This is a genomic window from Neorhizobium vignae (genome assembly GCF_000732195.1).
Classification (GTDB): domain Bacteria; phylum Pseudomonadota; class Alphaproteobacteria; order Rhizobiales; family Rhizobiaceae; genus Neorhizobium; species Neorhizobium vignae.
Map to the genome: position 1 here is coordinate 303,867 of NZ_JNNU01000005.1, position 13,869 is coordinate 317,735.

Sequence of the window (13,869 nt, forward strand, 5' to 3'; positions counted from 1 at the left end):
ATGTCGGAATCTCGTTTAGCGGGCCGTCTTCAAGACGGACAAGCCATGGAGGACGACGATGACCATTACGATTACCGCCTTCGAACGATCACCCGACCGCGGCAGAGGGCTGGCACGCGACATGCGCGTTCGCTGGGCGCTCGAGGAAGCGGGACAACCTTACGAGGTTCGCCTCGTTTCGTTCAAGGCGATAAAGGAACCCGCGCATCTGGCGATTCAGCCTTTCGGGCAGATTCCGACCTATGAGGAAGGCGACCTCGCACTCTTCGAGTCGGGAGCGATCGTGCTCCATATCGCGGAACGCCACGGATGCCTGCTGCCGGACGATGCGAATGCCCGGGCGCGGGCGATCGCATGGATGTTTGCCGCGCTCAACACCGTGGAGCCGCCGATCTTCGACCGCAGCCTCGCCAGGATTCTCGAGCGCGACGAGCCCTGGTACGAGAAGCGTCTGCGCGCCCTCGACGACACCATCCGGACACGGCTGGCCGATCTTTCCCGCCACCTTGGCAGCGCCGACTGGCTCGATGGCGAATTCAGTGCCGGCGACCTTCTGATGGTGTCGGTGCTCATCAGGTTGAAAGCGTCATCGGATATCCTGGACGACTATCCGAACCTCTCCGCCTATGTCGTCCGCGGCGAAGCGCGGCCTGCATACAAGCGTGCTTTCGCCGCCCAGTTGGCTGTTTTCACGGCCGCATCGGCCGGTTGACCACGGTCGGCTCCGGGTTCGACGCCTTCAACCGGGGTCCTTCGCCCGCTCGACGGGGCCGATTCTCGCCTGAATCGAGAAAGCTCTATCGGCGGATTGGTGTCTTTCCGAGCAGCCTTTTCCTTGGCTAAATCCTCCTCGGACTTGTCGGGCGCGACGGCCGACGGAAATGAGGAGGATGCCATGAATGATCGCAACGTATCGGTGAAGGAGATACGCCAGAACGAGAACCGCTTCCTGAGTTCCGACATTTTTGAATCAGGGCAGTATGTCTTCCCCCGTCGCAACGGCGAGGGCTTCCTCAGGGAAGAGGCCCGCGATATCCCGGTCTATCATCGCTGCGACGTGCTGGTCGTGGGTGGGGGACCATCCGGAACCGCCGCAGCGCTCGCCGCTGCGCGAACCGGCGCGGAGGTCGTGGTGCTGGAGCGCTACAATCACCTCGGCGGGCTTTCCACCGGGGGCGTGGTGATCTGGATCGACCGGATGACCGACTGGGACGGGCGTCAGGTCATTCGCGGATTTGCCGAGGAGGTTCTCGGCCGTCTTCCCCCTGAAGCCGTCGCCGGGCCTGACAGGAGCCTGTGGGGACAGCGGGACGCCGACCTGGCGAAATACTGGCGGCTGCGCACGTCCGCTTTCCACGGCATCGTCACCTGGGCGCCGACGATCGACCCTGAAAGACTGAAACTGACCTCGCAGGAAATGCTGATCGAGGCGGGCGTGCGGATCGTCTTCCATTCCTGGGCGGCAACACCGGTGGTCGAGGACGGCGCGGCAAAGGGCGTCATCTTCGAAAGCAAGGAAGGCCGCCAGGGGATCATGGCCAAGGTCGTGGTGGACTGCACCGGCGACGGCGACGTTTTTGCGCGCGCAGGAGCGGGTTTCGAGGCCGATATCGAGGAGGGTGACGTGCATCACTCGATGAATACCGGTTTCATGCTCGGCGGCGTGGACATGGCCACCTGGCTCGCGTTCCGATCGGAGCAGGAACAGGCGTTTGCCGACTTCAATACGCTCGGACGCGACCAGCTCGGGTTCTTCCAGACGCCCTACGTTTCCTGGCGCAACGACATCGCGCTCTTCCTCGGGCCTCGGCAATCGGGGCTTTCCGCGCTCAATGTCGACGACATGACCGAAGTCGAAATCCGCTCGCACCGGTTCATGCAGTGGCATTGCGAATTCTTCAAGAAGCATGCACCGGGGTTCAAGGACGCCTATATGCTGCTCAGCGCGCCGCAGCTCGGCGTGCGGCACACACGGCGCCTGGCGGGTGCTGCCCGGATCGAACGGGGCCAGTGGGCAGGCGGTGCGATCCAGCCCGACGAAGTCGGCGTCAGCCCTTCGGTGTCGCCCAAATTTCCGGTTCTTTCCGTGCCTTACGGAGCACTCTTGCCGGCAAGACTGGACGGACTGCTGGCAGCCGGGCGGCACATCTCCTGCGATGCGAACAGCCACGGCTTCATGCGCGAAATTCCGCAGTGCTGGCTGACAGGCCAGGCTGCGGGTGCGGCGGCGGGTATTGCGGCCAATCGCGGCGCCGCGCCGCGGGATGTGGATATTGCCGAGCTGCAGTCGACCTTGCGCGCCCAGGGGGCGTTTGTGCGGGATGCAAGTGAGGCGGCTCCGCTGGCGAGCCAGGCGGAGACGGTGTCGGGCTGATTGTCAGGCGGGCAGCGCCTCGGGCTCCTTCTCCCCACCTGCTGGGAAGAGGAAGAGTGCCTCCCCTCAGTCGTACACCCGCTTGACGTTCGCCACGCAGTCGAGATCCTTCATCTGGTTCAACAGCTGGTTCAGCTGGCGCAGGTCCCAGACCTCGACTTCCATGGTGATCTCGGAGAAGTCGGCGGCGCGGTTGCTGCCCATGGTCAACGTGCGGATGTTGATGTCGAGATGGGCAATCGTCTGGGTGACGGTCGCGAGCGTGCCCGGCTCGTTGAGCGTGTTGACCTCGATGCGGGCGAGGAAGCGGGACTTGTTGGCCTCGTCCAAATCCCAGCGCACGTCGATCCAGCTGTCCGGCTGGTCGTCGAACCGCTGCAGGGCCGAGGCCTGGATCGGGTAGATGGTGATACCCTTGTCCTTTTCCATGATGCCGACGATGCGATCGCCGGGTACTGCGCCGCTCGGCGCGAACCGCACCTGCAGATTGCCCGAAAGACCGCGGATCGGCAGCGGATCCGGCCCTGCCTCGATTTCTTCCGGGGAGACGCGCCGCTGGTTCGGCAGCTTGAAGATCATGCCCGAGGCGCTGCGCATGTTGAACCAGCCGTCGTCGGTGGCCGGCTTCACCGTGACGCGTTCATCCTTGTAATCCGGAAAGACCGCGCGCAGCACGTCGAGCGAGGAGAGCTCGCCGCGCCCGACGGCGGCGATTGCATCCTCGACATCCTTGTGGGCAAGCCGGTGCAGAGCCGGTTTCAGCGTATCGCGGGCAAAGACCTTGCCGGCGCGCTCGAAGGTGCGCTCCAGGATGCGGTGGCCGAGGCCGGCATATTGCTTGCGGATCGCCATGCGGGTAGCGCGGCGGATTGCCGAGCGCGCCTTGCCGGTGACGACGATCTCTTCCCAGGCAGCGGGCGGCACCTGCACGCCGGAGCGGATGATTTCCACCTCGTCGCCGTTGTTGAGCCTCGTCACCAGCGGCATGATCCGGCCGTTGATCTTGGCGCCGACGGTGGTGTTGCCGATATTGGTGTGGACCGCGTAGGCGAAGTCGATCGGAGTGGCGCCCCGCGGCAGCGCGATCAGCTTGCCCTTCGGCGTGAAGCAGAAGACCTGGTCCTGGAACAGTTCGAGCTTGGTATGTTCCAGGAATTCTTCCGGATTGTCGCCCTCGGCCAGTGACTCGATCGTGTGGCGCAGCCAGGAATAGGCATTGGATTCCTTTGGCAGCAGCTCCCCGCCCCTACCGTCCTTGTAGAGCGCATGCGCGGCGATGCCGTATTCGGCGATCTCCTGCATCAGCTGGGTGCGGATCTGCAGTTCGATACGCTGGCGGGACGGGCCGACGATCGTCGTGTGGATGGAGCGGTAGTCGTTCTGCTTCGGGTTCGAGATATAGTCCTTGAAGCGGCCCGGCACGACGCGCCAGCGGGTGTGGACGATACCGAGCGCCCGGTAACAGGACGGGATGTCCGCGACGACGATGCGGAAACCATAGACATCCGAAAGCTGCTCGAAGGACAGCGATTTCGACTGCATCTTGCGGAACACCGAATAGGGCTTCTTCTGGCGCCCCTTGACGAAGGCGTCCTTGAGGCCGTTGGCGATCAGCAGTTCACGCAGCTCGTCCTCGATCTTCTTGATCAGGCCCTCGTTGCGAGCCTCGAGATCGGCGAGCCTCTGGGTGACCGTTTCGTAGGCCTCCGGGTTCATGTAGCGGAACGAAAGCTCCTCCAGCTCGTCGCGCATGTCCTGCATGCCCATGCGGCCGGCAAGCGGCGCATAGATATCCATCGTCTCTTCGGAAATGCGCGCCTTCTGCTCGGCCTTCATGTGCTCGAGCGTGCGCATGTTGTGCAGGCGGTCGGCGAGCTTGACGAGGAGGACTCGCACGTCGTCGGAAATGGCGAGCAGCAGCTTGCGCAAGTTCTCCGCCTGCTTGGCCTTCTTGGAGACGAGGTCGAGCCGTTTCAGCTTGGTCAACCCCTCGACCAGCCGGCCGATATCCTCGCCGAACAGCTCATCAATCTCGGCGCGGGTGGCGGTGGTATCCTCGATCGTGTCGTGCAACAGGGCGACCGCGATCGTCGACTCGTCGAGATGCATGTCGGTGAGGATGGCGGCGACTTCGAGCGGATGGGAAATATAGGGGTCGCCGCTCGCGCGCTTCTGCTGACCATGCTTCTGCATGGCGTAGACATAGGCCTTGTTGAGCAGAGCTTCGTTGGCTTCGGGCTTGTACTTCTGAACCCGTTCCACCAGCTCGTATTGCCGCATCATCCTGAAAAATGTCCTCGATACCGCTTCGGTGCCTGCGAATGGGCACCGGACGAAAAGAAAATGGCGCGCCAACCGGATAGGTTGGCGCAGCCATCATAAAACATTCAAGCAGATTAGGGCGAGAGAATGAACGAAAACTTGCGAAGCGAATGTTTCGCTTAGTAATCGTCGCTCTTTTCCGGCGGTACGAGACCTTCGATGCCGGCAAGCAGTTCTTCTTCCGACATCTGGTCGAAGGTGACGGTTTCCGGAGCGTCGTCTTCCTCGTCGCGATCGGAGGCGACGGCAACGCCGCCGGCAGCGATCAGCGAAGCCGGATCGGGTTCGGGCTCGTCGACTTCGACATGCTTCTGCAGCGAATGGATGAGGTCTTCCTTGAGGTCGTCCGGCGAAAGCGTCTCGTCGGCGATTTCGCGAAGAGCGACGACAGGATTCTTGTCATTGTCGCGGTCGATGGTGATCGAAGCGCCCTGCGAGATCTGGCGGGCGCGGTGGCTCGCGAGCAGGACCAGTTCGAACCGGTTGTCGACTTTGTCAATGCAATCTTCTACTGTGACACGGGCCATTGCCTGTCCTTTGATCAGTGATTTTCGGAATTGATACGCCCGATACAGGCATTGCGCGGCAAATTCAAGTTTTTCCTGAGAATTGACTTTTGACAAGGTGCGCCGCGTCTTCTGGGGGCGCCCGCCAATTTCAACCTCAAGCTGCTTGGATTATTACGAATCGTGCCATAAATGACAGTTATATGAATAGTTCGTAATGTAGTGGATTATTCCGGAGATTTGGTTCGGCTTATATTGACCAGGCCTCCACCTGCCAAGCAGGTTCATAAGAAAAGGGGATGGAGACCACATGTTTGACCCAAGGGAGAAGATTGCTCTCTTCATAGACGGCGCAAATCTTTACGCCGCTTCGAAAAGCCTCGGCTTCGACATCGATTACCGTAAGTTGCTCAAGGCCTTTCAGAAACGCGGTTATCTTCTACGCGCCTATTACTATACCGCGTTGATAGAAGACCAGGAATACTCCTCGATCCGGCCGCTGATCGACTGGCTCGACTACAACGGGTACAAGGTCGTCACCAAGCCCGCCAAGGAGTTTACCGACTCGATGGGCCGCCGCAAGATCAAGGGCAACATGGACATCGAGCTTGCGATCGATGCAATGGAACAGTCGGAAACCGTTGACCATCTCGTGCTGTTTTCCGGCGACGGCGACTTCACAACACTGGTGGAGGCCCTGCAGCGCAAAGGTCGCAAGGTTTCCGTGGTTTCGACCATGGCAACCCAGCCGCCGATGATCGCCGACGACCTGCGCCGCCAGGCCGATCATTTCATCGACCTCGTATCGCTGAAGGCGGAAGTCGGTCGCGACCCCTCCGAACGCGCGGTTCGTCCTGCAGAACCGGCCGAAGCCACGGATCCCTGATCCGGGCCACACCACAGATATCAAAAGAAGAATAGGCGCCCGTTTTTCGGCGGCGCCTTTTTTCGTTCTGGGTTAGAAAAGGTCCATGCTTTTCGAACGCCCTTCCGATGATCTTCTTTACGAAGCGCTGGTCGCCCGCGACGCCTGCTATGAAGGTTTTGCCTGGGCGGCGGTGAAGACGACCGGTATTTTCTGCCGCTTGACCTGCCCGGCGCGCAAGCCGAAGCGGGAAAACACCAGTTTCTTCGAGACGATCGCCGAATGCCTGGAGGCCGGCTTCAGACCCTGCAGCCGCTGCCGGCCGATGCTGAAGCTGGGTGCGGCGGATCCGATGGTGACGCGGTTGCTTTCGGCGCTCGATACGGAACCTTTCCGTCGCTGGAGCGAGGAGGATGTCGTTTCGCTCGGTATCGATCCGTCGACCGCGCGGCGCGCCTTCAAGCGGCAGTTCGGCATGAGCTTCCTCGAAATCACGAGGCTCAGACGGATGGGCAAGGCGGCCGAAACGCTGAAGGAGGGTGCGAGCGTTCTCGATGCTCAGCTCGATGCCGGATATGAATCCGGCAGCGGTTTTCGCAGCGCGGTGACCAAGCTGTTCGGTGCGGCACCCGCCAATCTGCGGACCAAGACCCTGCTGCGGGCCGACTGGATCGAAACGCCGATCGGGCCGATGATGGCGATTGCCGATCAGCACTCGCTGCATCTGCTCGAATTCGCCGAGCGCAAGGCGCTGCCGGCGGAGATCAGGAAACTTCAAAGGTTTACCGGCAGCGGCATCGTCATGGGACGCCATCCGCCGATCGATCAGATCGAGACGGAGCTGAGGGCCTATTTTGCCGGCGCGGATCTGGGCTTCAAGACACGGCTTGCCGGGCACGGGTCACCTTTCCAGCGCCGGGTCTGGGAGGCGTTACGGGCGATCCCGGTCGGGGTGTCGACGACCTATGGAATGGTCGCGGCCGAACTCAACCTCCCCTCCTCCACGCGCGCGGTGGCGGGCGCCAACGGCGCCAACCAGATCGCCATCGTCATTCCCTGCCACCGGCTGATCGGCGCCGACGGCAGCCTCACCGGTTATGGCGGCGGGCTGTGGCGCAAGCGCTGGCTGTTGGAACATGAGCGGCGGATGGTGGTGAGGAAAGGTTAGAAGCTCCGACCGTGGACGACGCCTTCGGCGGGTCACGTCGCTGCCGGTTCGGTGAATTCAAGCCCGGAATGAGACTGCCGCCTCGCCTTCCTGGCCCGGAAAATTGCTTCGACGATCAAGGCCAGCGGCAAGCCGATGAAGAACGGGATGAAGAAATAGATCACCCGGAAGGCGACCAGCGAGCCGATCGAGGCCTGGTCTCCCATGACATGGCGGACGGTCGCCTCCAGGACACCGAGACCGCCCGGCGCATGGGTGATCAAAATCGCCAGGTTGGCGAGCACGAAGGCCGTGGCGGCTTTCAGATAACTCACGTCGGCACTGGCGGCCATGACTTCGCGCAGGCAGGCCGAGACCAGCGCGAAATTGATCGTGCCGATCACCACCTGGGCAATAGCAATCGTCAAAGTCGGCATTTCGAAGGTCCAGGAACGGATCTTCAGCGGAGTACGGACAAAGGCCGCGAGTGCAAGGTAACCGGCTGTTGCGGCAAGGCAGGCAAAACCGATCGCGATGATTACGGCCTCGCTCAGGCCCAACACCGAAGCGGCATCCTTCGGGTTGAGGACCATGACGATGCCCGACAGCATCGCCATGCCGATACCGACCGTGACGCCGGACAGCAGCACGATCTTCGCCACGTCCTCGGTGCTCATGCCCCAATGGGCATAATAGCGGTAACGCAGCGCGCCGCTGCTCAAGCCCGAAAGACCGACGCTCTGGCCGATCGAGAGCGCGATGAACGAGGCAAGGCCGATCTTTGGATATGCGAGGTCGTTCTTCACATAACGCACGCCGGCCCAATCAAAGCCCGAGAGGCAGAGATAGGACCCGAAGGCGAAGAGGAGTGCCATCAACAGGTTGACGGTCGGGATGGCCCGGAAGGATTCGATGATTTCGGACAACGTGAAGTCACGGAACGTATGATAGAGCAGATATCCGGCGGCGCCGAAGCCGATCACCAGCATGCCATAGGTCAGGATTTTCTTTCGCGTCATCGCCCGCTCACGCTCACAAGATCACACGCAACGGGTGGATGCGGATTTTGTTCCTAGTACGAGGATTTCACAGCCGCTGGATGATGCGCGAAAAGGCGGGATCGTTGGGATTATATCCGCGAACAGGGCTGCGGAAGCCCGCCTCTGTCTCGGTCAAATCGACGATGTCATCGACGTGAAACAGACGCCACCCGGAACCCGTTCCGGCGATCTGCCAGGCGCTGAGGGCGAGTGCGCCCTCCCCGACATAACCGAGGATATGCGGCCGCACCCTGCGCTTTACGTCCTTGTAGCGGAGCTCGATGATCCGCCGGCGCTCGATCGCACCGATGATGATATCCGGATAGCTTGTCTTCCGCACGAAAACTCCCTGGTGTCTCCCTTAACGGCCGGGAGGCATGGAAGTTCATGATCGCCATGGGAAGAAACGGCGGGGCGGCAGTTGCGCGGTTAATCAGTTCGACTTCAGAAGCCGCGACTTCTGGCGGTTCCAGTCACGTTCCTTCTCCGTCTCGCGCTTGTCGTGCAGCTTCTTGCCCTTGGCGAGGGCCAGTTCGAGCTTGGCGCGGCCTTTTTCGTTGAAATAGATTTTCAACGGCACCAGCGTCATGCCTTCGCGGTTGATGCCGGCGCGCAGGCGGCCGATCTCGCGCTTGGAGAGCAGGAGCTTGCGGCGGCGGCGCGGTTCGTGATTGAAACGATTGGCCTGCAGATATTCAGGCAGATGGGAATTGATCAGCCAGATCTCGTTGCCCTCGTCGGAGGCGTAGGATTCGGCAATATTGGCCTTGCCTTCGCGCAAAGACTTGACCTCGGTCCCGGTCAGGACCAGGCCGGCCTCGTAGGTATCCATGATTTCATAGTTGAAGCGGGCCTTGCGGTTCTCCGCGACAATCTTGTTGACCGTGCGCTGGCTGCCTTTGGGGGCCATGGGTGTATTCCGTTCCGCCCTTATCTGAAAACAAATCCCCGCCCATGGGCTATGAGCGGGGTTACTTGTCTATGTAATGCGGCCGATGCCGAAAGTGAAGCGGCGAGCGCGGATGTGTCTCAGTTCAGGAGCCCGGCGTGGCGCAGCGCGGAATCGATCGCCGCCTCGGTTGCGGGTTCCAGCGTCGAGACCAGCGGCGAGCGGACCGTGCGGTTCATGCCGCGGATCCTGTTGAGGCCGTATTTGGCGCCGCAGAGGCCGGGTTCCAGGAAGATCGCCTTGTGCAGCGGCATCAGGCGGTCCTGGTATTCGAGCGCCTTGGCATAATCGCCCGCAAGCGTCGCCGCCTGGAATTCCGCGCAGAGGCGCGGTGCGACATTGGCCGTTACCGAGATGCAGCCGACGCCGCCGTGGGCGTTGAAGCCGAGGGCCGTCGCGTCCTCCCCCGAGAGCTGCACGAAATCCTTGCCGCAAGTAATGCGCTGCTCCGAGACGCGCTCGATCTTGCCGGTCGCATCCTTGACGCCGATGATATTCCGGTGCGCCTTCACCAGCGCGCCCATCGTTTCCGGCGACATGTCGATGACCGAACGCGGCGGGATGTTGTAGATGATGATCGGCAGCTTCGTCGCTTGCGCGATCGCCGAGAAATGCGCGATCAGGCCCTTCTGGGTCGGCTTGTTGTAATAGGGCGTCACGACGAGGACGGCATCGGCGCCGGCCTTTTCCGCGTGCACGGCAAGCTCCACCGCCTCGCGCGTGTTGTTGGAACCGGCACCGGCGATAACGGGCACCCGCTTCCTCGCGACTTCGATACAGAGTTCCACGACGCGCTTGTGCTCGTCATGGCTCAACGTCGGCGATTCACCGGTGGTGCCGACAGGCACCAGACCGCTGCTGCCTTCGACGATCTGCCAATCCACATGCGCGGCAAAAGCCTGCTCATCCACCGCATCATCGGCAGTGAACGGAGTGACCAGCGCGGGCATCGATCCCTTGAACATGCAAAACTCCCAGTCGGCAGCGTCCATTCTGCTGCCGCAATCCATGATTATGAGGGCTCTCGACAATTTTGGACGGGCCGCGACGCAGTCGACCTTTTCCCGAAAGCCTTTCAGGTCGCGCACCATAAAGCGGCGGGAAAGCGGCGACAAGCGCAAGTGCCAGGGATTTCATATGGAATCTCATATAAGAAACCGCGCATTTTCATAAATGCGGTAAGCTTTCGTTAACGTGGCTGGCGGCTAATAAGGGGACGACTATTTTCGCGAGTTACCGGATGTACAGGCCTGTTCTGATCCTCGCAGCACTGGGGCTCGGCGCTGCGAGCATGCATGCATTTGCCGCATCGCTGCCCGAAAGCATGGCCCCCCTTCCCTATATGAAGCCCGAAAATCCGGTCGCGATGCCCATGCCCGCCGCGATGCCGGTGCCGGACGTCACCGGCACGATCCCGCGGACGGATCCGCTTGTCGTTGCTCCCCAGTTGAAAGCAGGGCTCGACGCGCTTGCCGGCAATGACATCGCCGCCGCCCTTGCCACACGCAACGCTCTTGCCGAAGGCTCGCTCGACCGGCATATCCTCACCTGGGCGATCGCCACCTCCGGCGCGCCGGGCGTGCCGTCGGGCGAGATCGCGGCAGCCCAGACGGAACTGAAGGGCTGGCCGGGTCTGAAGGGCCTGCGCGCCAATTCCGAACGCGCTCTTTATCGCGAAAATCCGCCCGCTCCGACAGTGCTGGCGGCCTTCGGCTCAACCCGTCCGGAAACGACCGAGGGCACGCTCATCCTCGCCCGCGCGCTCGTCGCATCGGCCAGGCAGGCGGAGGCCGCCCGCCCGCTGCGTCAGATCTGGTTCACCGAAACGCTCGACAAGCCGACCGAGGACAAGATCCTCGCCGAGTTTTCCGCGCTTTTCACCGCCGCCGACCATAAAGCGCGGATGGACTTCCTCATGTACAAGGGGCGTGCGGCACAGGCCAAGCGCTTCGGCGATCTCGCCAAGGCGCAATCGCTTTACAAGGCCTGGACCGCCGTCATCAGCAATGCCAAGAATGCCGAGGCGCTGCTGAACGGCATCGACGGTTCCCTGAAGGACGATGCCGGCTATCTCTTCGCCCGCGTCGAATATCTGCGGCGCCAGGACAAATACCGGGACGCGGCAGACCTGCTCGAAAAGGCCCCGCGCGACGCGGCAAAACTGGTCAACACGACGGAATGGTGGAACGAGCGACGCATCGTGGCGCGCGGCCTTGCCGATCAGGGCGAGTTCAAGCTCGCCTACCGGACCGCGGCCAATTATGTTGCCGCATCCTCCACCGATATCGTCGATGCGGAATTCCACGCTGGCTGGTATGCGCTGCGGGCGCTGCATGAGCCGGCAACCGCCGAGAAACATTTCCGCAAGATCCTCGAGACCTCGAACAAGCCGCTTTCAGCGTCGCGCGCCCTCTACTGGCTCGGCCGCGCGGCGGAAGACGGCGGGCCGGGCAGCGCCAAGGAGTTTTTCACCAAGGCGGCGCATTTCTCCAGCACGTTCTATGGCCAACTTGCCGCCGCACGTCTCGACCTCAAGTCGCTCGACGTCACCTATCCGACCGCGAGTGGAGCCGACCGGCAGAATTTCGAAAGCCGCGAAGCCGTCCGGGCGATCGCAAGGCTCGAAGATGCCGGCCATGGCAAACGCGCCGCAGTACTCTATCGCGCGCTGGCGGAAGAAATGACCAGCCCGGGAGAGCTTGCGATCCTCGCGGCAAGGGCCGAATCGGAAGACAATCACGCCCTGTCGCTGCAGATCGGCAAGACGGCTTTCAGCCGCGGCATCGATGTAGCCGCGCTCGCCTTCCCGATCGGCGTCATCCCGGCCGGTGCCGATATCGAAAGTTCCGGCAAGGCGCTCGCCTATGCGATAGCCCGCCAGGAAAGCGCCTTCAACCCGGGCGCGGTTTCACCTGCCAATGCCCGCGGCCTCTTACAAATCCTGCCCGGCACGGCGCAGGGCGTCGCCAAGCGGCACGGCCTCACCTATGCGGCAGCAAAGCTGACCACGGATGCGGGCTACAACGCCACGCTCGGCGCACATTATCTCGGCGAACAGATCGACGCGTTCGGCGGCTCCTACATCCTCACCTTCATCGCCTATAATGCCGGTCCGAAACGGGTGCCCGAGTGGATCACCCGCTATGGCGACCCGCGCAGCAAATCCCTCGATGAGGTGGTCGACTGGATCGAGCGCATCCCCTTCCCCGAAACCCGCAATTACGTGCAGCGGGTGATGGAGAACTATCAGGTCTACAAGGTGAGGCTTGGGCAGAAGGCGGATATCGAAGCGGATTTGCGGTTCGGGCGGCGATAAGCAGGCCGCGGCCTCATCGAGCCTGATCTTCTCATCTTCAAACAAGAGACGACGCGGACCTAGTTCCAACAGCCATCCCTGTTGCAGGCGAAGTCATCAAAACAAAAAGCCCGGCACGAGGCCGGGCTTCTAAGCTCAATCCGATCAAATCAGATTAGAAGTCGCGCTGCAGGCGGACGATACCCTGTACCGTGCCATCTTCGTCGCCAATTTCCTGATAGTTTACAGCAACCTTGGCAGCGAAGTTTTCGACGATCTGGTAGTTGACGGTAACGCCAGCGCCCCAGGCATCATCGCCGAAGAAGTCGCCATCTGCATCAACTTCCGTGTTCCAGATGTACTGGGCTTCCGGAATGATTTCGAGCTTGTCGGTCGCCTTGAAGGAATAGGCAACAGCTACAGCTGCTTCACCAGCACCGGTGTCGGTTACGCCGTAATAGGCATTGTCACCCGACGACCAAACGCCGGAGAGGTAGAAGGTGCCTGGACCAACCGCAACAGAGCCGATCGCACGGACAGCGCCGTCTTCGGCACCGAAGTCATAAGAACCGAGCAGTTCGAGCTTGGCCGGACCGATCGCTGCCTGGATGATAGCCTCGATACCGACGTTCTGTCCGCCAACGCCCTGAAGACGCGACAGTTCGTCAACCTGAATGCCAGCCGTGAAGGCCGAGCCGGTATAGGTGTAGGAGATCGACTGCAGACGGTTCGAACCGAGGTTGTCGAGTTCGCCCGGAAGGTCGTTGGCATCCCACCAGTTCAACCAGCGACCAACGCGGAAACCGCCGAGCTGGATATAGGCTTCGTTGATATAGGCGCCATTGGCACTGCCGTTGGACGTGTAGCCAACGTCCTGGTTGGCTTCGAAACGAACCGAAGCAACCGAAGTCAGCGTGCCGAGTTCGGTGTCGGACTTTGCAGTGAAGTCGAGCTGAGCGCGGCTGTAGGAATCCCAGTCGCCGTTGTTGAAGCTATTCGTGTCTTCACCAAAGCCAACTTCGAAACGGACATAACCACCGACCTTGAGGCAGGTTTCAGTGCCCGGGATGTAGAAGTAACCAGTGCCGAACGCGTCGCAGACACGAACGTATTCCATAGGCTCCGGTTCGGCAGCGACGATGGCGTCGGCAGCCTGAGCACCGGAAACTGCCGCGAGAGCCGCTGCAGAACCGAGAAGAAGGCTCTTAATGTTCATTCTTTTGACCTCCAGTCAATTTCTCTGAATGCTAGTTCGCGCCCGACCCAAAATTGATCAAACGCGTAAAGGCCGCGAAAGCAGCCCTATCCCCCGATATCAACTCCCCATGTGGAGGCCCTGCATAGAGGCCAACCATTTATAGAGAACTCCCC

12 protein-coding genes are annotated in these 13,869 nt (G+C 61.4%); 5 read left to right on the plus strand and 7 right to left on the minus strand.

The window, feature by feature from the left end; translation table 11 throughout:
• Window positions 1–58: 58 nt before the first annotated feature.
• Together GQ59_RS10630 and GQ59_RS10635 are read left to right on the plus strand one after the other, a co-directional pair.
• Window positions 59–712: a glutathione S-transferase family protein gene (locus GQ59_RS10630; protein ID WP_037080914.1), complete on the plus strand. Its 654-nt coding sequence runs from the start codon at window positions 59–61 to the stop codon at window positions 710–712.
• A gap of 183 nt (window positions 713–895) precedes the next feature.
• Window positions 896–2,374 carry an FAD-dependent oxidoreductase gene (locus tag GQ59_RS10635; protein WP_174459611.1) on the plus strand — a complete coding sequence of 493 codons (1,479 nt, stop codon included), beginning with the start codon at window positions 896–898 and terminating at the stop codon, window positions 2,372–2,374.
• 66 nt (window positions 2,375–2,440) lie between these two features.
• Here GQ59_RS10635 and GQ59_RS10640 read toward each other — a convergent pair whose 3' ends face one another.
• Together GQ59_RS10640 and rpoZ are read right to left on the minus strand one after the other, a co-directional pair.
• A complete protein-coding gene (locus tag GQ59_RS10640) occupies window positions 2,441–4,657 on the minus strand; it encodes a RelA/SpoT family protein (protein ID WP_037080916.1) in 2,217 nt (738 codons plus the stop codon).
• A gap of 158 nt (window positions 4,658–4,815) precedes the next feature.
• Window positions 4,816–5,223, minus strand: coding sequence for a DNA-directed RNA polymerase subunit omega (gene rpoZ, locus GQ59_RS10645; RefSeq protein ID WP_037080919.1), 408 nt, complete (start codon window positions 5,221–5,223; stop codon window positions 4,816–4,818).
• 289 nt (window positions 5,224–5,512) lie between these two features.
• Between rpoZ and GQ59_RS10650 the strand changes: the two genes are divergently transcribed.
• Window positions 5,513–6,088, plus strand: a complete 576-nt coding sequence (locus GQ59_RS10650) for a LabA-like NYN domain-containing protein (RefSeq protein ID WP_037080920.1) — start codon at window positions 5,513–5,515, stop codon at window positions 6,086–6,088.
• A gap of 85 nt (window positions 6,089–6,173) precedes the next feature.
• Window positions 6,174–7,235: a bifunctional transcriptional activator/DNA repair enzyme AdaA gene (locus GQ59_RS10655; protein WP_037080921.1), complete on the plus strand. Its 1,062-nt coding sequence runs from the start codon at window positions 6,174–6,176 to the stop codon at window positions 7,233–7,235.
• 32 nt (window positions 7,236–7,267) lie between these two features.
• Here GQ59_RS10655 and GQ59_RS10660 read toward each other — a convergent pair whose 3' ends face one another.
• From GQ59_RS10660 to dapA, 4 genes are all read right to left on the minus strand, one after another.
• The gene (locus tag GQ59_RS10660; RefSeq protein WP_037080922.1) at window positions 7,268–8,233 is read right to left on the minus strand and encodes a lysylphosphatidylglycerol synthase transmembrane domain-containing protein; all 966 of its coding nucleotides are present in this window, start codon (window positions 8,231–8,233) and stop codon (window positions 7,268–7,270) included.
• Between the two features lie 67 nt (window positions 8,234–8,300).
• Window positions 8,301–8,594 carry a WYL domain-containing protein gene (locus tag GQ59_RS10665; RefSeq protein ID WP_037080923.1) on the minus strand — a complete coding sequence of 98 codons (294 nt, stop codon included), beginning with the start codon at window positions 8,592–8,594 and terminating at the stop codon, window positions 8,301–8,303.
• Window positions 8,595–8,687: 93 nt separating this feature from the next.
• Entirely contained in the window at window positions 8,688–9,164 is a 477-nt protein-coding gene (gene smpB / locus GQ59_RS10670) for an SsrA-binding protein SmpB (RefSeq protein ID WP_037080924.1), read from the minus strand.
• Window positions 9,165–9,283: 119 nt separating this feature from the next.
• Window positions 9,284–10,168 (minus strand): 4-hydroxy-tetrahydrodipicolinate synthase, encoded by an 885-nt coding sequence (dapA, locus tag GQ59_RS10675; protein WP_037080925.1) that lies wholly within the window; start codon window positions 10,166–10,168, stop codon window positions 9,284–9,286.
• 359 nt (window positions 10,169–10,527) lie between these two features.
• Here dapA and GQ59_RS10680 point away from each other — a divergent pair, with 359 nt between their 5' ends.
• Window positions 10,528–12,519, plus strand: coding sequence for a lytic transglycosylase domain-containing protein (locus tag GQ59_RS10680; protein WP_432762577.1), 1,992 nt, complete (start codon window positions 10,528–10,530; stop codon window positions 12,517–12,519).
• 154 nt (window positions 12,520–12,673) lie between these two features.
• Here the strand turns inward: GQ59_RS10680 and GQ59_RS10685 are convergent, their stop codons facing one another.
• Window positions 12,674–13,714, minus strand: a complete 1,041-nt coding sequence (locus tag GQ59_RS10685) for a porin (RefSeq protein WP_037080927.1) — start codon at window positions 13,712–13,714, stop codon at window positions 12,674–12,676.
• Between the last annotated feature and the right edge of the window lie 155 nt (window positions 13,715–13,869).